Consider the following 18475-nt stretch of genomic DNA (forward strand, 5'->3'; position numbering starts at 1 on the left):
GCGCCAGCGCGCGCGACGCGCTGGCCCGCCGCGAGCGCGCCCATGTGGAGGCGAACTTCTCCCTGGAGCGCATGGTCGGCGACACGCTGGCGATCTACGCCAAGCTGCTCGGCCGATCGGAGCCCGCCTGACCCCGCGTCGCGATGGGGGCTTGTGCTTTTGGCCCGCAAGCTTCACATCCGGGAAAAGGTTTTGGCATCGCGGGAGCCGGTATCGTTTTGCGTCGAGACGGCGGCATGTGTTGACTTGCCGCACGGTTCGGCCAAGGTAAGCTGTCCGGGATAGGCCGGAGCGATCGGTGGTCTGGGCAGCCTGGAACGGGATGCCAGGGGCCGCCGTTTCGTCGTTGCATCAGGAGAACACCGCCATTCGTAGACCCATGAGAGCCATGCCGGCCCCGCAGAAGGACGGGCCTCGCGCCAACCGGGACATCCGCGGCGTGCGCGAAGTGCAGCTCATCGACGACACCGGCCAGAACCGGGGCGTCGTCGCCTTCTTCGATGCTCTGGCCCTGGCCGAAGAGGCCGGCCTCGACCTCGTCGAGATCGCACCGAACTCCGTTCCTCCCGTCTGCAAGCTGCTCGATTACGGCCGCTTCCGCTTCAACGAACAGAAGAAGCAGAACGAGGCCCGCAAGCGGCAGAAGACGGTCGAGGTCAAGGAGATCAAGCTCCGCCCCGGCATCGACAAGCACGACTACGACACCAAGATGAAGTCGGTGCAGCGCTTCTTCGAGGAGGGCGACAAGGTCAAGGTGACCCTGCGCTTCCGCGGCCGCGAGATGGCGCACCAGGATATCGGCCTGCGCCTGCTCGAGCGGGTGAAGACCGAGACCGCCGAGATCGCCAAGGTGGAAAGCGAGCCGATGCTCGAAGGCCGCCAGATGATCATGATCCTGGCGCCGCGCTGATCGCTCCGCCGAGGCCCGGGGAATTTCAAAACGCCGTCTCGCTCCGCGAGGCGGCGTTTTTCATGATGCGGTCGCGCGTCGCCGTTCCCAGACCATGCGCCTTTCACGGGCCGTCGCGCTTTCACCGGCCGGTCGCGCGGATTATCTGCTGCGCATGGCCCTGACATCCGACGAGATCGAACGCTACGCCCGCCACCTCGTGCTGCCGGAGATCGGCGGCCCCGGGCAGGGCAGGCTGAAGGCGGGGCGCGTGCTCGTGATCGGTGCCGGCGGGCTCGGCGCCCCGCTGATCCAGTACCTGGCCGCCGCCGGCATCGGCACGATCGGCATCGTCGACGACGACACGGTCTCGCTCTCGAATCTGCAGCGCCAGATCATCCATGGCACACTTGATCTCGGCCGCCCGAAGGTCGAAAGCGCCGCGGACGCCGTCGCCCGCCTCAACCCGAACGTGACGGTGGTCGCCCATCCGATCCGGATCGATGCCGCATCCGCCGAAGCCTTGGCCGCCGCGTACGACGTCGTCGCCGACGGCTCGGACAACTTCGCGACCCGCTACGCCGTGTCCGACGCCTGCTACCGGGCGCGCCGCCCCTTGGTCACCGCCGCCCTCGGCCGTTTCGACGGCACGCTGACGACGATCCGCGCCCACGAGACCGGGCCGGACGGCGACCCGAACCCGACCTACCGCTGCCTGTTCCCGAACCCGCCGCCGCCCGGCACCGTGCCGCCCTGCGCGGAAGCCGGCGTGCTCGGGGCGCTCGCCGGCGTGATGGGCTCGCTGATGGCGATGGAGGTGATCCGCGCGGTGACCGGCTTCGGCGAGCCGCTGGTCGGGCGGCTGCTGATGGTCGATGCCCGCGCGATGCGGTTCGAGACCTTGGGCTACGCCTGGGACGAGGCGAACCCGCTCAGCGGCGCGGTGCCGTCACAAGCCTGATGGCGGAGTCCATTCCGCTTCGGCATCCACCTTGCCGAGGCAGCACTTCTTGAACTTCTTGCCGCTGCCGCACGGGCAGGGATCGTTGCGGCCGACGTCCTTGAACGGGTTGACCGTCGGCAGGCCGTAGCCGGCCTTGGTCCAGGCGAGCTGAACGATCGGGTCGTCGAGGTAGCCGTGGTTCCACGCGTCGAGGCGCGACCGGTCGTTGGGCTTGCGCTCGGCCTCGCGCAGGGTCTCCTTGAACCACGCGGCATCGCTGAACTCGTCGGTGATGCGCTTGTCGCGCCGGGCCGCCTCGGCCCGCGGGGCGAGCTCGCGCAGGCCGAGATAGGCGATCGCCTCCTCCCAGGCGATCCAGCCGACCGCCTCCTCGACGGCGGCCTTCGCGTCGTCGAAGCGGACCAGCAGGTCGCGCAGGGTCTGGCGCGGAATCCGACCCTCGATCGCCAGGAAGACGCAGCCGGACAGCAGCGCCTGGCGCACCGCATCGTCGACCGTGCTGTCGAGGATCAGCGCGAAGATCCCATCGGTCCGCCCGTCGAACAGGCTCGCGATCATGCGGGCGAGCGTCGTGGTGACGGCGTCGCCGAGCACCGCGTCCACAATCTCCTCGTCCTGGCGCAGGAAGCGCAGGAGCGGGGCGAGCAGCCGCGGATCGCGGGCATGGGCGAGCACGTGCAGCCCCCAGAACAGCAGGTTCTCCTGCTCCGGCGTCAGCTCGGCGCCCTCGGCCGCCACCGAGAGGAGGCGAAGGGTCTCGTCCGCGACGAGATCCGGCTCGGCCAGGGCGCGACGCAGCAGCGGCTCGGGCAGGGTCTCGGCAAGGGACAGTGCCTGGCGGAGCGCTTCGGCGTCGGTCATGGTCGGGTCGCCCTCGTTGCGTGCCGATCGCGTCGCGTGCAGGTCGCGCGCCGGTATGGTCGTCGGGGCGCGGGGTTCAGCCGCGCAACGTCGCGCCGGTCTTGCGGCCGACCTCGGCGACGATCCGGGCGCTCACCGCCTCGATCTCCGCATCGGTCAGCGTCCGCTCCAGCGGCTGCAGCCGCACCGCGATCGCCACCGATTTCGAGCCGTCCGGGATGCCGGTGCCCTCGTAGACGTCGAACACGTCGACGCCGGTGACGAGCTTGCGCTCGGCGCCGGCCGCCGCCTTGACGATCTCGCCGGCGGCGACGTCGCGGCCGACGACGAAGGCGAAGTCGCGCGACAGCGGCTGGAAGTCCGAGAGCGTCGCCGCGCCCTTGGTCTTGGTCGGCTTCAGCTTCGGGGCCGGGATCGCGTCGAGGACGATCTCGAACGCCACCAGGGTGCCCTTGAGATCCAGCGCCTTCATCACCCGCGGATGCACCTCGCCGAAGAAGCCGACCGGGTTCTTCGGGCCGAACTGGAGCGTGCCCGAGCGGCCGGGATGCAGCCAGTCCGGGCCGCCCGCCACGACCTGGAGCCCGCCCGTCGGAACGCCGAGGGCGGCCAGCATCGCCATCGCGTCGGCCTTGACCTGGAAGGCGTCGACGGTCGGCGCGGTGCCGTCCCAGTGGCGCCCGCCGCCCGCGAGGTTGGCCGTTCCCCGGCGCACGGCCGCGGCGCGGATGGTCTGTCCCTCCGGCGTGTCGTCGGCGAAGCACTGCCCGACCTCGAACAGGGCGGCATCGGGATAGCCGCGGTCGGCGTTGCGCTGCGCCGCGCGCAGCAGGCCCGGCACCAGGCTCGGCCGCATGTCGGAGAGTTCCGAGGCGATCGGGTTGGCCAGCACCAGGTCGGCGCCGCCGCCGCCGAACAGCACCGCGTCGTCGTGCGGGATGAACGACCACGTCACCGCTTCCATCAGGCCGCGGCTCGCCAGCGCGCGCTTGGCGCGGCGGGTGCGCTTCTGGATCAGCGTCAGCGTCGGGCGCGCGAGGCCGGCCAGCGGCGCCAGCGGCTTCGGCTCGATCCGGTCGAGGCCCGCGATGCGGATGATCTCCTCGACGAGGTCGGCCTCGCCCTCGATGTCGGGCCGCCACGACGGCGGCAGCACCTTCGCCCGGTCGCCGGTGCCGGAGACCTGGAAGCCGAGCGCCTCCAACGTGACGGTCATCTCGGCGCGGGACAGCTCGATCCCGGCCAGACGCCGCACTTCGGTCCAGGGGAAGTCGACGACGCGGTCGGTCTTGGGCATCGCGCCGGCGATCGTCGCCTCGGACGGGATCCCGCCGCAGAGGTCGAGGACGAGCTGGGTCGCGCGGTCGAGCCCGGGCAGCGTCGAGGCCGGGTCGACGCCGCGCTCGAAGCGGTAGCGCGCATCGGTGATCACGCCGAGCCGCCGTCCGGTCTGCGCGATGTTGGCCGGGTTCCACAGCGCCGATTCGATCAGCACGTCGGTGGTGGAGGCGTCGCAGCCCGAGGCCGCCCCGCCGATGATGCCGGCGATGGATTCGACGCCGTTGTCGTCGGCGATGACGACCATCTCGCCGCCGAGCGCGTGCTCGCGCCCATCGAGGCCCTTCAGGGTCTCGCCCTCGCGGGCGAGCCGGACGGTCAGGCCGCCGGCCACCTTGGCGGCGTCGAACACGTGCAGCGGCCGGCCCTGGTCGAAGGTCATGTAGTTGGTGATGTCGACCAGCGCGTTGATCGGGCGAAGGCCGATCGCACGCAGCCGCGCCTGCATCCAGTCCGGCGAGGACCCGTTGCGCACGCCGCGCACGCGGCGGAGGGCGAAGTGCGGGGCGAGGTCGCGCGCCGCCTCGGGAATGTCGAGGGCGACGGCGACCGGGCAGGGGTCTTCGCCGCGGATCGGCGGCTCGGCCAGGGGCTTCAGGGCACCGATGCCGGTGGCGGCGAGGTCGCGGGCGATGCCGTGGACCGAGGCGCAGTCCGGGCGGTTCGGCGTCAGGTTGATCTCGATCACCGGATCGTCGAGCCCGGCCCACAGCGCGTAGGGCGTGCCCACCGGCGCGTCGGCCGGCAGCTCGAGGATGCCGTCGTGGTCGTCCCCGAGGCCGAGCTCGGCCCCTGAGCACAGCATGCCGCGGCTCTCGACGCCGCGGATATTGCCCACCGAGAGGGTCATGTTCTTGCCCGGCACGTAGGTGCCCGGCGGCGCGAACACGCTGAGCAGGCCGGCGCGCGCGTTCGGCGCGCCGCAGACCACCTGGAGCGGCTGCCCGTCCCCGGCGTCGACGCTGCAGACCCTGAGCCGGTCGGCGTTGGGATGCTGCTCGGCGGTGAGGATCTTCGCCACCACGTAGGGCTTCAGCGCCGCCGCCTTGTCCTCGATGCCCTCGACCTCGAGCCCGATGCGGGTGAGCGTCTCGGCGATCACGTCGAGGGACGCCTCGGTGTCGAGGTGGTCCTTGAGCCAGGAGAGGGTGAATTTCATTTCGGTCTGTCTTTGAAAATCAGGTGGATCGCCAAGCTCATCCTTTCGGATGCGCTCAAGGCTTCGAGGAGGCCGACCAGCTCGCGGGCCTGCTCCAGGTGATCGCGAGCTGCATTTTCCTGGTAGAAGCCGAGGCGGGGTGGTGCGTAATCGGCGAGCATGCGTGCCCCCTGCAACGGCACGATCAGGTCGCCGATCCGTTTGAGCGAGACATTCGTCGCGAGCGGGCTGCCTTTGGGCTGGAAGGCCGTGCGAAGCGAACCGTGATCGAGCGCGCGGTAGACTTTCTCGTATTCGCTCGACGCGCGATCGGAATCGCCGAGAAGGGTGTCGGCACACAGGCGGGCGAGGGCGTGGAATGCAGCGTAATAGGCCGTGCTGACGGCGCGCCGCTTCACGCTCGAACTGTCCGGGTGGGCGTCGACGATATCCTCGGCCAATCGTAGCAGGCGTGCGACCATCGTGGACATGGCGTCAGTCCACGTCCGCGTGAACTTGCCGCTCGTCGGCGATGTCGTTGCTCAGGAACACGAAACGATCGTCGCCGCGAGCGATGAGGGCATCCCGGATCGCATGCACCGTTCGCACGAGTTCGGCGCGACTGGCCGGTCGCGTGTTGTACCGAGCCGTCACGCGGATGATCGGGGCGCCATCGAAATCCGTATCGAATCGAACCTCCGCTGCCTTGTATTGCCCACCGGGAAAGCGGTGTTCGAGCACCGAAGAGACAACGTTTTCCACTTCGCGTTCCGTCATGGCGCTCACCCTTTCTACCCCGTCAGGCCGCCGATCAGGCTCGGCACGTCGAGCGGGCGGAAGCCGTAATGCTCGATCCAGCGCAGGTCGGCCTCGAAGAACGGCCGCAGGTCCGGCATGCCGTACTTGAGCATGGCGATGCGGTCGATGCCGACGCCGAAGGCGAAGCCCTGGACCTCGCTCGGGTCGAGGCCGCAATTCCGCAGCACGTTCGGGTGCACCATGCCGCAGCCGAGGATCTCGAGCCAGTCGGTGCCCTCGCCGAAGCGGATCTCGCCGCCCTTGCGCGAGCACTGGATGTCGACCTCCGCCGAGGGCTCGGTGAAGGGGAAGAACGAGGGTCGGAAGCGCATCTTGACGGCGTCGACCTCGAAGAACGCCTTGCAGAACGCCTCGAGCACCCATTTCAGGTTGGCGATGTTGGCCGCCTTGTCGATCACCAGCCCCTCGACCTGATGGAACATCGGCGTGTGGGTCTGGTCGGAATCGTGCCGGTAGGTCCGGCCCGGGATGATCACACGGATCGGCGGCGTCTGCGACCGCATGGTGCGGATCTGGACCGGCGAGGTGTGCGTGCGCAGCACCTTGCGCTTGCCCTCGGCGTCGGGCGCCAGGAAGAAGGTGTCGTGCATCTCCCGCGCCGGATGCCCAGGCGGGAAGTTCAGCGCGGTAAAGTTCAGCTCGTCGGTCTCGATGTCCGGGCCTTCGGCGACCGAGAACCCCATGTCGGCGAAGATCGCGGTGATCTCGTCGATGACCTGGCTGATCGGGTGGATGCGGCCGCGGGACTCGGGCGCCTCGCGCAGCGGCAGGGTCACGTCGATGCGCTCGGCCGCGAGCCGCGCTTCGAGGGCCGCCTCGGCGAGCGCGTCGCGGCGCTGGGCGATCGCGCCCTGCACCCGGTCGCGCAGGCCGTTGATGAGCGGGCCGCGCTGCTTGCGCTCCTCCGGGCTCATCGCGCCCAGCGTCTTCAGCAACTCGGAGACGCTGCCCTTCTTGCCGAGCGCCGCGACGCGCAGGGCCTCGAGCGACGCCTCGTCGGCGGCGGCCGCGACCTGGGCGAGCAGGTCGCGTTCGAGGGTGTCGAGATCGGTCATCGCTGTCCCGTCGCGTGCGGTTCACCGCCCGGCGCCGTCGGCGCGCAGGCTCGTGGTCACAGGGTGTGCGAACATGACGAAGGCGCGGCGCTCCCCGAGGGAGCCCCGCGCCTTTCGCCGGTTCGTCGCTCGGATGAGGCTCAGGCGGCCTTGGCGGACTGAGCGGGCAGGGCGGCCTTGGCCTTCTCGACCACGACGGCGAAGCTCGCCGGCTCGTGGATCGCGAGGTCGGACAGCGCCTTGCGGTCGACCGCGATGCCGGACTTCGCCAAGCCGTCGATGAAGCGCGAATAGGTCAGGCCGTGCTCGCGGACGGCAGCGTTCAGGCGCTGGATCCAGAGGGCGCGGAACGTGCGCTTCTTGTTCTTGCGGTCGCGGTAGGCATACTGCATGCCCTTCTCGACCGCCTGCTTGGCGATGCGGATCGTGTTCTTGCGCCGGCCGTAATAGCCACGGGCGGCCTTGAGGACTTTCTTGTGCTTGGCGTGACTGGTCACGCCGCGTTTGACGCGGGCCATGGTGTATCTCCTGGATCGAAAAAAGCAGTCTCGGCGGTCGTGAAGGGCTTACCGGCTGTTGGGCAGGAAGTACTTCTTCACGTTGGCGGCATCGCCCTCGAACAGGGTGGTGGTGCCGCGCAGGTTGCGGATCTGCTTCGTCGTCCGCTTGATCATCCCGTGGCGCTTGCCGGCCTGGGCGTACATGACCTTGCCGGTCCCGGTGATCTTGAAGCGCTTCTTGGCGCCCGATTTGGTCTTCAGCTTGGGCATTTGGCTCTCCGCTGCGCGAAACCCCAGCCGTCCGACGATGGCCGGAGGGGTGCGCTCGATGGATGCTTCTGGTGGAGCAGCATGAACCGCCACGGCAGCCCTAACCGGCCGGGCGGTTCCACGCGGGGCGGCTTATGGCAGAAACCGCGCGCCGCTTCAATGCCTTCGCGGATGCCCGATCGGCCCCGCCGTCCCGAGCGACGCGTCCGGGGCTCGGCTCACAGCTTGGCCGTGATCGTGGCGAGCACCGAGAGCGGCGCGCCCGGGGCGTTGTTGAACGGGTTGAACGGCTGCTCGATGTAGCGCCGGTCGGTGAGGTTGCGGGCATTCAGCGAGAAGCGGGCGTGCTCGTCGATATCGTAGAACACGGCCGCGTCGAGGCGCGCATAGCCGCCGACGGAGTAGCTGTTGTTCAGGTCGCCGGTGCGCCGCCCGACATAGGTGATGCCGCCGCCGACGGTCCAGCCGCGCAACGGGCCCTCCTGGAACTGGTAGGTCGACCACAGGCTGGTGCTGAAGCTCGGCACGCCGATCAGGCGGTTCCCGACGACGTAGACGTCATCCTTGGTGATCCGCGCATCGAGGTAGCCGACGCTGCCAATGACCTTCCAGCCCGGCAGGATCTGGCCAGCCAGATCCGCCTCGACGCCCTGCGAGCGCTGCTCGCCGGTGATCACCGAGAAGCCGGTGTTGACTGGGTCGGCGGCGGCCACGTTCTGGCGGGTGATGCGGAAGGCGGCCGCGCTCAGGGTCAGGTCCGGCGTGAGGTCGAGGCGGCTTCCGACCTCGACCTGGTCCCCGGTCTCGGGCGTCGGGTTCGAGACGTTGAGGACGTTGGCGGTCTGCGGCTTGAACGACGTCGTGTAGCTCGCATAGAGCGTCAGCGGATCGAACGGCCGGTAGACGAGGCCGACCCGCGGCGAGGTCCCGGACAACGCCAGGTCCGGCGGGATCGTGCGCGAGGTCGGCGTCCGGTTGAAGTAGAACTGCGTTCCGGTGTCGTAGCGGACCCCGATCAGCACCTGCAGGCCGTAGCCGAGGTCGACCTGGTCCTGGAGGTAGAGGCCGTAGAGCTCGCTTCTCTGGCGGAGGTCGCCCTGCAGCGCCGTGCCGACGATGGGCGAGCCGAAGGTCGGCGTGAGGAAGCTGACCGACGGATAGCCGGTGCTCTGCGTCGTGTAGGAATGGCGAAAGCCGTCGGTGTACTCGAACCCGACCAGCACGGTGTTGCGCAGCCCGAACAGGTCGAACTTCGCGACCATCTCGGTCTGGCTGTCGATCGAGGCATAGGCCGAGCGGACCGCGGTCTCGCGCCGTGACACGGTCCTGTTGTTGTCGGTCAGGCCCGTCGCACGGGTCGCGACGAGATCGAAGGCGCCGCCCTGGGCGCTAAAGACCTCGCGTAGGGTGATGGACTCGTTCACGTCGTGCTCGATGCGGAGCACGCCGAAATTCGCCGTGGCGTTGTAGCGGCTGAAGGGCTCGCCGTAGTAGCGGCCGATGTCGTCGAGGGGGACGCGTCCGTTCCGGGCGATCAGTCCCTCGTCGTACTGGGTGTCGGTGCGGGTGAACTCGCCGACGAACGACACGCGGGTGTCGGGAGACGGGTTCCAGGCGAAGGCCGGCGCCACGAAGGTGCGGGCATTGTCGCGATCGCCGTAGTTGCGGAAGGTCGGGTCGGACTGTCCCGCGAAGCTGATGCGGGCCGCCAGGCCCTCAACGGCCGGGATGGCGCTCGACACCGAGCCCTGCACGCGCCGAAAGCCGAAGCTGCCGCCCTGGATGCTGAGGTCGCCGGACGGGACGAGCGTCGGCTGCCGGGTGACGATGTTGATGAGGCCGCCGGGCTCGCCGCGGCCGTACAGCACCGAGGCCGGTCCCTTCAGCACCTCGATGCGCTCCACGTCGGCGAGGTCGCGCTGGACGGTGTAGAAGTTGCTCGCCTGGTTCAGCGGGATGCCGTCGATGGCGTAGGTCTGCGTGGCGAAGCCGCGGATGATGAAGGTCTCGCTGCGGCCCTGCAGGGTGCCGCCCGGCTGCACGTTGCTGACGTTCTGCAGCGCGTCGCCGAGCCGAACGTCCTGCTGATCCACCAACACGTCGCGCGGCACCACCTGGACGGATTGCGGCGTGTCGGCCAGCGGCGTGTCGGTGCGCGTGGCCGTCGCCGAGCGCGTGGCGCGATAGCCGACCACCGGTCCGCCCGCCCGCTCGCCGCCCGTGCCGGTCACGCTCAGCTCGGACAGGACGACCTCGTCCGTGGCCGGGCCGGCCAGTGCTGGGACCGGGGATGCGACACCCGCCAGCAGGCCGGCCACCGCGGCGAGAAAGCAACCGATGGTTTCATGACGGGGCCGTCTCGCATCTCCACCATCACCGACCATGGTTTTCGCTCGCGCTCGGATATTCGAAGCCGATCGGCTCCGCGCAATCCTTGAGCGATGGCGTGCGGTGCTTGCAATGATCTCAGCGCGGAAAGCGGTCGACGGATATGATCCTTCCGAAGGCGTCGCCGAAAGGCCACAATATCGATTTGTAATACTTCAAAGCTGCTCGTTACGATTTCGATTCTTGTGCGCTCCGCGGATCGCCTTGTCCGCCGGCGTCCCGGTCCACGGGGCTCGCGGCTCGATCGGGCATCGCGGGCCGACCGGTCGTCGAGGATACCGGGGACAAGTCCCGGTGAAGACGACGAAGCGCTGCCTTTGCACCGCACAAGGAACCATAACCTTGGCCGTGGGTTTCGTTCATGTCCCACTCAGCCCGGGTCGGGTTAGATCCCCGAAACGCAGGCTACTCAGGAGACCTTTCGTGCGCATTGCCCAGATCGCCCCGCTCTCGGAAGCCGTACCGCCCAAGTTCTACGGCGGCACAGAGCGCGTCGTCAGCTGGATCACCGAAGAACTGGTCCGCCAGGGCCACGACGTTACCTTGTTCGCGAGCGGCGATTCCGAGACGTCCGCCAAGCTCGCGGCCTGCACGCCCGAAGGTCTGCGTCTTCTGGGCTATCGCGATCATACCGCGAGCCATCTCGCGATGCTGCACCAGGTTCATCGTCGGGCGCACGAGTTCGACATCCTGCATTTTCACATCGATCTGCTGCAGTATCCCATGTTCGAGGATCTGAACCACAAGTGCATCACCACGATGCACGGCCGCCTCGACGTGCCGGACTTCATGCCCGTCTACAAGACCTTCACCGGGATGCCGCTGGTGTCGATCTCCGACAACCAGCGCGAGCCGATGCCGCCGAACGTCAACTGGCTGTCGACGATCCATCACGGCCTGCCGGCCCAGAACTGCCCGTATTCCCCCGAGGCCAAGGGCGGCTACCTCGCCTTTCTCGGCCGCATCTCGCCGGAGAAGCGCCCGGACCGCGCCATCGAGATGGCGATCCGCTCCGGCACGCCGCTGAAGATCGCCGCCAAGGTCGACAAGGCCGATCAGGATTACTGGGACGAGGTCATCGAGCCGATGATCCACCACCCGCTGATCGAGTATATCGGCGAGATCAACGAGGAGCAGAAGAAGGAATTCCTCGGCAACGCCCTGGCGCTCGCCTTCCCGATCGACTGGCCGGAGCCCTTCGGCCTGGTGATGATCGAGGCGATGTCGGCCGGTACTCCGGTGATCGCCTTCCGCAACGGCTCCGTGCCGGAGGTGATCGCCGACGGCGTCAGCGGCGTGCTGTGCGAGACCATGGACGACGCGGTCGCCGCGGTGGCCAAGGTCAAGACCATGAGCCGCGCCGGCGTCCGCCGCCACTTCGAGACCGCGTTCACCGCCGAGTGCATGGTCAAGAAGTACGTCGCCGCCTACGAGGAACTGCTCGCCGCCCGCGATTCGGTGATCGCCCTGCCGACCGCCTCCGCCTTCGCCCCGCATTACGGCGAGATGAACGGCTCGGCCCGCCCGGCGATCTCGATCGCCGCGATGCCGGCCTGATCCGGTCGCGGCGGGCCTCGGCCGCCGCCGCATCCGGCATTCGGCTTGCAAGGGCCGCCCAAGAGCCGTCGAAGCGGCGCGGGCAGGGTTTTCTCCGTCCTCGCCCCGTCGTACAAACGGCTCAATCAGACGGTCACCAGGGCCGCCGCATCGCAAAGGCGCGATCCGGCGGCCCTTTCGATTCGCACTCCAGGATGCGCGGAGCAGGTCACGCATGGCGGACACGATGACGGCAAAGGCGCAGCCCGGCAGCGAGGCGCAGCAGAAGATTCCGCGCGGCTTCCAGGATGCCGACGAGGTGCTTCCGCAGTACCACATCGAGGCGCAGACCTCGCTGGTGGACCGGCCGCTGCGCTCGCTCAAGTTCGGCGAGGCCTTCGCCGTGCTGGATTCGTTCGGCGACATCGGCGTGCAGCCCGGCCCGGAAGGCCTGTACTTTCAGGATACGCGCTACCTGTCGCGCCTGCACTTCACCATCGAGGGCCAGCGCCCGCTGATGCTGTCCTCGGTGATGCAGGACGACAACGGCGCGCTTTCGGTCGACATGACGACCCCCGACATCCGCCTCGACGGCGGCGACGAGATCACGCTGGCGCGCGAGATCATCGCGATCGAGCGCACGAAATTCCTGTTCCGCGGCGCCTGCTACGACCGGATCGGCCTGCGCTCCTACGATTCGCGCCAGCGCACCCTGCGCATCGAGGTGACGTTCGATGCCGATTACCGCGACCTGTTCGAGGTCCGCGGCACGGCGCGCACCAGCCGCGGCAAGCGCGCGGTGCAGGTCGCGAGCGACCAGGAGGTGCAGTTCCGCTACGTCGGTCTCGACGAGATCGTGCGCACCACCGCGCTGCATTTCGGGCCCAAGCCGAAGCTGCTCGAGCCCGGCCGTGCCGTCTTCGAGGTGACTCTGGCGCCCGAGGGCCGTGCCTCGCTGTTCGTCCGCGTGGTGTGCGAGGCGCATCGCGCCTTCACCAGCGCGCCGTCCGCCGAGAAGACCGGCGAGGATGCCGCCGCCGCGCTCTCGCTCGCCTCGGGCAGCACCGCGGTGCGGCCGCCGAAGGGCCTCTACGAAGGCATGGTCTTCGCCCGCGCCTACCGCGATGCGCGGCGCGACCTGCGCGAGCTGACCGCCGGCATCACCACGATCATCTCGTCGAACGACCAATTCAACGAGGCCGCCTGCCGCGCCACCGCCGACCTCTACATGCTGGCGAGCCGGACGCCCGAGGGCATCTACCCGTTCGCCGGCATCCCCTGGTACTCCACGGTGTTCGGGCGCGACGGCATCATCACCGCGATGATGGCGCTGTGGATCGATCCGAAGTTCGCCAAGGGCGTGCTGCGCTACCTCGCGGTGACGCAGGCCAAGACCGTCGATCCGGCCGCCGACGCGCAGCCGGGCAAGGTGCTGCACGAGACCCGCCGCGGCGAGATGGCGATGCTCGGCGAGGTGCCGTTCCGGCACTATTACGGCACCATCGACGGCACGCCGCTCTTCGTGATGCTGGCCTGGGACTATTACGCCGTCACCGGCGACCGCGAGACCATCACCCGGATCTGGCCCGCGCTCGAGCTCGCGCTGGCCTGGATGAACGAGTACGGCGACCGCGACGGCGACGGCTTCGTCGAGTACGCCCGCGACACCGACAAGGGGCTGGAGAACCAGGGCTGGAAGGACAGCCACGATTCGATCTTCCACACCGACGGGCACCTGGCCAAGGGCCCGATCGCGCTGTGCGAGGTCCAGGGCTACGTCTACGCCGCCAAGAACGGCATGGCCAAGCTCGCTGCGATGCTCGGTCACGACGCCATGGCCGAGAGCCTAACGCTCGAGGCGAACGACCTGCGCGAAAAGTTCGACGCCGCGTTCTGGAACGCCGAGATCGGCACCTACGCGCTGGCGCTCGACGGCGAGAAGCGCCAATGCGCCGTGCGCTCGTCCAATGCGGGCCACGCCCTGTTCACCGGCATCGCCAAGCCCGAGCGGGCGGCGCAGGTGGCTGCGACGCTGCTGTCGAAGGACGGCTTCAACGGCTGGGGCGTGCGCACGATCGCCCGCGGCGAGGCGCGCTACAACCCGATGTCGTACCACAACGGCTCGATCTGGCCGCACGACAACGCGATCATCGCGATGGGGCTCGCCCGCTACGACCTCAAGCACGAGGCCGCGCGCATCTTCCAGGGCATGTTCGAGACCGCCTTGTACCAGGATCAGAAGCGGTTGCCGGAGCTGTTCTGCGGCTTCATGCGCCGGCGCCAGCGCGGGCCGGTCTCCTACCCGGTGGCGTGCAGCCCGCAGGCCTGGGCCGCGGCGGCGCCGTTCGCCTTCCTCTCGGCCTGCCTCGGGCTGGAGCTCGACCACGCGCGCAACCGCGTCCGCCTGCGCAACCCGATCCTGCCGGCGTTCCTTGACGGGGTCTCGCTCTACAACGTGCGCCTGGGCGATTCGCGTGTCGACCTGCGGTTCCAACGCCACGGCAGCGACGTCACCGTCAGCGTCACGCGTCGCCTCGGCGACGCACAGGTGGCGGTGCTGAAGTAGCCGCCGCGCGCGGGTCTCGGAGCGCGAGGCGGCGGTCGCCTCGCGCAGCCGCGCATCATTCCGGATGCGGCTCGCCGTCGGGCTTCGGAAGCGTCAGCACCACGCCGGCGAAGTCTCCGCGCTGCCACTTGCGTGCGACCGGATAGGCATGGTCGTACCCGGGCACGGTGAGGTCGAAGCCCGGCGGCAGGCGATGGCGGCGCGAGATCGCGAGCTTCGCGCCCGCGACCGACATGTCGCGGATCACGCAGGCATGGGTCGTCCCGTCGGGACAGGTGATCGTCGCCGGGATCATCACCGTGTGGCGGTCCCCGCCCGATCGCTTCTCCGGCGGAGGCTCCATGAGGATGAGATGGTTGCGGGAAGCGGCGAGCTCGGACCACGCCTTCGCAACCATGCCGCGATGCTCCTATCCTGCCGCGGCCCTTGCGGTGCGGTGCCTGTTCCTGCTCCGGGTTGTCGTAAGCTCGGTTTCTCAAGAAGGGTTGAAGATGCAGCCGCCGTCCTCCGCCATCGCGCCGACGGATCCACACCGTCACGGTAGCTCCGCGGGCGAGGCCTCGGCGATCGTTGAGGCGTCGGCGTGAGCGCCGAGGCGAGCCCGCTCGACCTGGCGCAGGCGCTGCTGCGCTGCCCCTCGGTGACCCCGGAGGAGGGCGGGGCGCTTGCGCTGCTCGACCGGATCCTCACCGCGGCCGGGTTTGCCGTCTCGCGGCCGGTCTTTTCCGAGTCCGGCACGCCGGACGTCGAGAACCTCTATGCCCGGATTGGCACCGGCGCGCCCTGCCTGCTGTTTGCCGGCCATACCGACGTGGTGCCGCCGGGAGACGCCGCCGCGTGGCGGAGCGGCCCGTTCGCGGGCGCGGTCGCCGACGGCGTTCTCTACGGGCGCGGCGCCGTGGACATGAAGGGCGGCATCGCCTGCATGCTCGCCGCCACGCTCCGGTTCCTGCAGGCGCGCGGCCCGGGTCTTCCCGGCTCGATCGCCTTCCTGATCACCGGCGACGAGGAGGGGCCGGCGGTCAACGGGACCGTCAAGCTGCTCGACTGGGCGAAGGCCCGGGGCGAGCGCTTCGACCATTGCCTGCTCGGCGAGCCGACGAACCCGAGCACCCTGGGCGACACGATCAAGATCGGGCGGCGCGGCTCGCTCACCGGCAAGCTCACCGTCCACGGGCGGCAGGGCCACGTCGCCTACCCGCACCGGGCCGAGAACCCGATCCCGGGCATGCTGCGCCTCGCCTCGGCGCTGGCCGCGGACCCGCTCGACGGCGGCACCGCGCATTTCGACGCCTCGAACCTCGAATTCACGACGATCGACGTCGGCAACCCCGCGACCAACGTCATCCCGGCCGACGCGCGGGCGGTGTTCAACATCCGCTTCAACGAGGGATGGGACGCGCAGACGCTCGCCGCCGAGATCCGCCGCCGCCTCGACGCGGCCGCCGGCGGCACGGTCCGCTACGCCCTCGACCTCGCGCCCTCGAACTCTCCGGCCTTCCTGACCCAGCCCGACGCCTTCGTCGCGCTCGTCTCCGACGCGATCGAGGCCGAGACCGGGCTGCGTCCGAAGCTCTCGACCACCGGTGGCACCTCGGACGCGCGCTTCATCAAGGATTTCTGCCCGGTCATCGAGTTCGGCCTCGTCGGCGAGACCATGCATCAGGTCGACGAGTGCGTGCCGGTCGCCGACCTCGACCGCCTGACGGCGATCTACGGCCGGATGCTCGACGCCTACTTTCCGGCGTCGGGCCAGACGGGTGGGCCCTCGGCGGGATAATCCACGCCGACGAAGCACAGCCCGCAGGCGGGCGCCATCGGTCCGCAGCGGCTGCGGTCGCGCGAGGCGAGGATGTCGGCGAGGCCGGCCGCATCGAGGCGCCCGCTTCCGGCGAGCATCAGCGTGCCGACCATGCTGCGGACCTGATGGTGCAGGAAGGAGCGGGCGTGGGTCTCGACCACGATCTCCTCCATCGATCCCATCGCACGGCGGGCGACGTCGAGGCGGTCGAGGGTGCGCACCGGGCTGTTGGCCTGGCACTCGGCGGCGCGGAAGGCGGTGAAGTCGTGCAGGCCGAGCAGGCTCTGCCCGGCCGCGTGCATCGCCGCCGCATCGAGCGCCCAGGGCACGTGCCAGACTTGGCCGCCGGTGAAGGTCGGCGGGCTGCGCCGGTCGAGGATGCGGTAGCGATAGTGCCGCCGGATCGCCCAATGCCGCGCGTTGAAGTCGGGGGGGACGATCTCCGCCGAGAGGATCGAGACCGGCACCCGGCGCAGATGCGCGTTCAGCGCGTCGCGCACCACGTCCGTCCGCCAGGCCTTGGCGAGATCGAGATGGGCGACCTGATGCGTCGCATGCACGCCCGAATCGGTGCGCCCGGCGCAGGTCAGCCCCTGCGTCTCGCCCGAGAACCGCGTCACCGCCGTCTCGATCGCGCCCTGCACGCTCGGCGCGTCGGCCTGCCGCTGCCAACCGCAGAAGGGCGCGCCGTCGTACTCGATGACGAGCTTGTAACGCGGCATCAGGGTCGTCTCTGCGGGTGAGCGGAGGACGCGCCTTTCCCTCCCCCCTCTGCGGGGGAAGGTACCCTGCGCCGCCGTGGGGGAGGGAACGGGCGGTTGTCGATTTCCCTCACTGGAAACGCGCGCCGGCAACCACCCGCGCCCCGCGCAGGAACTCCGCACCGCTGGCGCTGCCGCCCTTTCCGGCGCGTCGGACCTCCAGGATCCGCACGGCGCCCGAGCCGCAGGCGACCGTGGCGTCGGCGTCGAGGAGCGTTCCGGCGACGCCCGATCCGGTGGCGGGCAGAGCCCGGAGCACCTTCACCCGCTCGGCGCCCTTCCCGAGGTCCACCTCGAAATAGGCGCCCGGGAACGGGCTCAACCCGTTGATCTGCGCCGCGACCGCGGCGGCATCCCGGTTCCAGTCGATCCGCGCCTCGTCGTTGGTGATCTTCCTGGCGTAGAGCACGCCGTCCTCGTCCTGCGGCCGGAAGGTCAGAGTGCCGGCGTCGAGCTCCTGCAGAGCTTGCGCCATCAGGTCGGCGCCCGCCGGCATCAGCGCGTCGTGCAGGTCGCCCGTGGTCATGCCGGGGCGGATCGGGATGCGGGCTTCCAGCGCCACCGGCCCGGTGTCGAGGCCGGCTTCCATCCGCATCACGCCGACGCCGCTCATCCCGTCGCCCGCCATCACCGCGCGGTGGATCGGCGCCGCCCCGCGCCAGCGCGGCAGCAGCGAGCCGTGCAGGTTGAGGCAGCCGTGGCGCGGCGCGTCGAGGATCGCCTGCGGCAGAAGCATGCCGTAGGCGACGACGACGGCGACGTCGGCCCGGTGGCGCGCGAAGGTCTCGGCGGCCTCGGCGTCCTTGAGGGTCGACGGGGTCAGGACCGGCAGGCCAAGCCGGTCCGCGAGCGCATGGACGGGGGAGGGGCGCAGCGCCATGCCGCGCCCGGCCTTCGCCGGCGCGCGGGTGTAGACCGCCGCGATGGCGTGGCCGTCCTCGGAAAGACGCGCGAGCGTCGGCACCGCGAAATCCGGGGTGCCCATGAAGACGACGCGCATGTCCGGTGTCCGATCAGGCCGCGTCGCGCTTGGCCGCCTTGGTGAACTTCTTCACGATCCGGTCGCGCTTGAGCTTCGACAGGTGATCGATGAACAGCACGCCGTTGAGGTGGTCGATCTCGTGCTGGATGCAGGTGGCGAGCAGGCCGGACGCCTCGATCTCCTGCATCGCCCCGTCGAGGTCCCGGAACCGCACCCGCACCTTGTCCGGCCGCGTGACCTCGCCGTAGACCTCGGGGATCGAGAGGCAGCCCTCGTCGTAGACCCGCGTCTCCTCGGAGGCCCAGACGATCTCGGGATCGAGGAAGATCTGCGGGTTGCGCACGCCCTCCTCCTTGGAGGTGTCGATGGTCACCATCCGCTTCGTCACGCCGATCTGGATCGCCGCGAGGCCGACGCCGGGCGCGTCGTACATCGTCTCGAGCATGTCGTCGGCGAGGGTGCGGATCTCCTTCGTCACGGGGCCGACCGGCTCCGACGGCAGGCGCAGGCGCGCATCGGGCAGGATCACGAGGGGACGGATCGTCATGGCTCGACCGGGTGACGGGGCAGGTGGCGGGGCGGGCGTGTCGCCGGAATAGGATGCGGG

At 69.6% G+C, this 18475-nt stretch carries 17 protein-coding genes and 1 pseudogene; 6 read left to right on the top strand and 12 right to left on the bottom strand.

Going from position 1 to position 18475, the window contains the following annotated elements; genetic code table 11:
* The 3 genes and pseudogenes from FV223_RS31545 to moeB form a co-directional block, all read left to right on the top strand.
* Positions 1–131, top strand: a pseudogene (locus tag FV223_RS31545) (glycosyl transferase); the annotation flags it as partial.
* A 257-nt stretch (positions 132–388) separates the two neighbouring features.
* Positions 389–910, top strand: a complete 522-nt coding sequence (gene infC / locus FV223_RS05685; protein WP_243933822.1) for a translation initiation factor IF-3 — start codon at positions 389–391, stop codon at positions 908–910.
* A 154-nt stretch (positions 911–1064) separates the two neighbouring features.
* Complete coding sequence (gene moeB / locus FV223_RS05690) at positions 1065–1850, top strand: molybdopterin-synthase adenylyltransferase MoeB (RefSeq protein ID WP_147725889.1); 786 nt, start codon at positions 1065–1067, stop codon at positions 1848–1850.
* Here moeB and FV223_RS05695 read toward each other — a convergent pair.
* From FV223_RS05695 to FV223_RS05730, 8 genes are all read right to left on the bottom strand, one after another.
* Positions 1839–2714 carry a DUF1186 domain-containing protein gene (locus FV223_RS05695; protein WP_187276071.1) on the bottom strand — a complete coding sequence of 292 codons (876 nt, stop codon included), beginning with the start codon at positions 2712–2714 and terminating at the stop codon, positions 1839–1841. The genes moeB and FV223_RS05695 overlap by 12 nt on opposite strands.
* Positions 2715–2790: 76 nt before the next feature.
* Positions 2791–5211, bottom strand: a complete 2421-nt coding sequence (gene pheT / locus FV223_RS05700; protein WP_147725890.1) for a phenylalanine--tRNA ligase subunit beta — start codon at positions 5209–5211, stop codon at positions 2791–2793.
* Positions 5208–5681, bottom strand: coding sequence for a hypothetical protein (locus tag FV223_RS05705; protein WP_147725891.1), 474 nt, complete (start codon positions 5679–5681; stop codon positions 5208–5210). Before FV223_RS05705 ends, pheT begins: the two co-directional genes overlap by 4 nt.
* A gap of 4 nt (positions 5682–5685) precedes the next feature.
* A complete protein-coding gene (locus FV223_RS05710; protein ID WP_147725892.1) occupies positions 5686–5967 on the bottom strand; it encodes a hypothetical protein in 282 nt (93 codons plus the stop codon).
* 14 nt (positions 5968–5981) lie between these two features.
* On the bottom strand, positions 5982–7064 hold the full coding sequence (pheS, locus tag FV223_RS05715) for a phenylalanine--tRNA ligase subunit alpha (protein WP_147725893.1): 1083 nt from the start codon (positions 7062–7064) through the stop codon (positions 5982–5984).
* A 140-nt stretch (positions 7065–7204) separates the two neighbouring features.
* On the bottom strand, positions 7205–7582 hold the full coding sequence (rplT, locus tag FV223_RS05720; protein WP_147725894.1) for a 50S ribosomal protein L20: 378 nt from the start codon (positions 7580–7582) through the stop codon (positions 7205–7207).
* A 48-nt stretch (positions 7583–7630) separates the two neighbouring features.
* On the bottom strand, positions 7631–7834 hold the full coding sequence (gene rpmI / locus FV223_RS05725; RefSeq protein ID WP_018044555.1) for a 50S ribosomal protein L35: 204 nt from the start codon (positions 7832–7834) through the stop codon (positions 7631–7633).
* 218 nt (positions 7835–8052) lie between these two features.
* Positions 8053–10065 (bottom strand): TonB-dependent siderophore receptor, encoded by a 2013-nt coding sequence (locus tag FV223_RS05730; RefSeq protein WP_246689613.1) that lies wholly within the window; start codon positions 10063–10065, stop codon positions 8053–8055.
* 580 nt (positions 10066–10645) lie between these two features.
* Between FV223_RS05730 and FV223_RS05735 the strand changes: the two genes are divergently transcribed.
* Entirely contained in the window at positions 10646–11779 is a 1134-nt protein-coding gene (locus FV223_RS05735; protein ID WP_147725896.1) for a glycosyltransferase family 4 protein, read from the top strand.
* 226 nt (positions 11780–12005) lie between these two features.
* Positions 12006–14324, top strand: a complete 2319-nt coding sequence (locus tag FV223_RS05740; protein WP_244033002.1) for a glycogen debranching N-terminal domain-containing protein — start codon at positions 12006–12008, stop codon at positions 14322–14324.
* A gap of 55 nt (positions 14325–14379) precedes the next feature.
* Here FV223_RS05740 and FV223_RS05745 read toward each other — a convergent pair whose 3' ends face one another.
* A complete protein-coding gene (locus FV223_RS05745) occupies positions 14380–14721 on the bottom strand; it encodes a PilZ domain-containing protein (protein WP_147725898.1) in 342 nt (113 codons plus the stop codon).
* A gap of 186 nt (positions 14722–14907) precedes the next feature.
* Here FV223_RS05745 and dapE point away from each other — a divergent pair, with 186 nt between their 5' ends.
* Entirely contained in the window at positions 14908–16104 is a 1197-nt protein-coding gene (gene dapE, locus FV223_RS05750; protein WP_147725899.1) for a succinyl-diaminopimelate desuccinylase, read from the top strand.
* Here the strand turns inward: dapE and truA are convergent.
* From truA to FV223_RS05765, 3 genes are all read right to left on the bottom strand, one after another.
* The gene (gene truA, locus FV223_RS05755; protein ID WP_147725900.1) at positions 16059–16847 is read right to left on the bottom strand and encodes a tRNA pseudouridine(38-40) synthase TruA; all 789 of its coding nucleotides are present in this window, start codon (positions 16845–16847) and stop codon (positions 16059–16061) included. The genes dapE and truA overlap by 46 nt on opposite strands.
* A 109-nt stretch (positions 16848–16956) precedes the next feature.
* A complete protein-coding gene (gene fmt, locus FV223_RS05760) occupies positions 16957–17886 on the bottom strand; it encodes a methionyl-tRNA formyltransferase (RefSeq protein WP_147725901.1) in 930 nt (309 codons plus the stop codon).
* A 13-nt stretch (positions 17887–17899) separates the two neighbouring features.
* Positions 17900–18415 (bottom strand): peptide deformylase, encoded by a 516-nt coding sequence (locus FV223_RS05765; RefSeq protein ID WP_147725902.1) that lies wholly within the window; start codon positions 18413–18415, stop codon positions 17900–17902.
* Positions 18416–18475: the final 60 nt, after the last annotated feature.

The sequence above is a fragment of the Methylobacterium sp. WL116 genome, from assembly GCF_008039455.1.
In the GTDB taxonomy this organism is placed as follows: domain Bacteria; phylum Pseudomonadota; class Alphaproteobacteria; order Rhizobiales; family Beijerinckiaceae; genus Methylobacterium.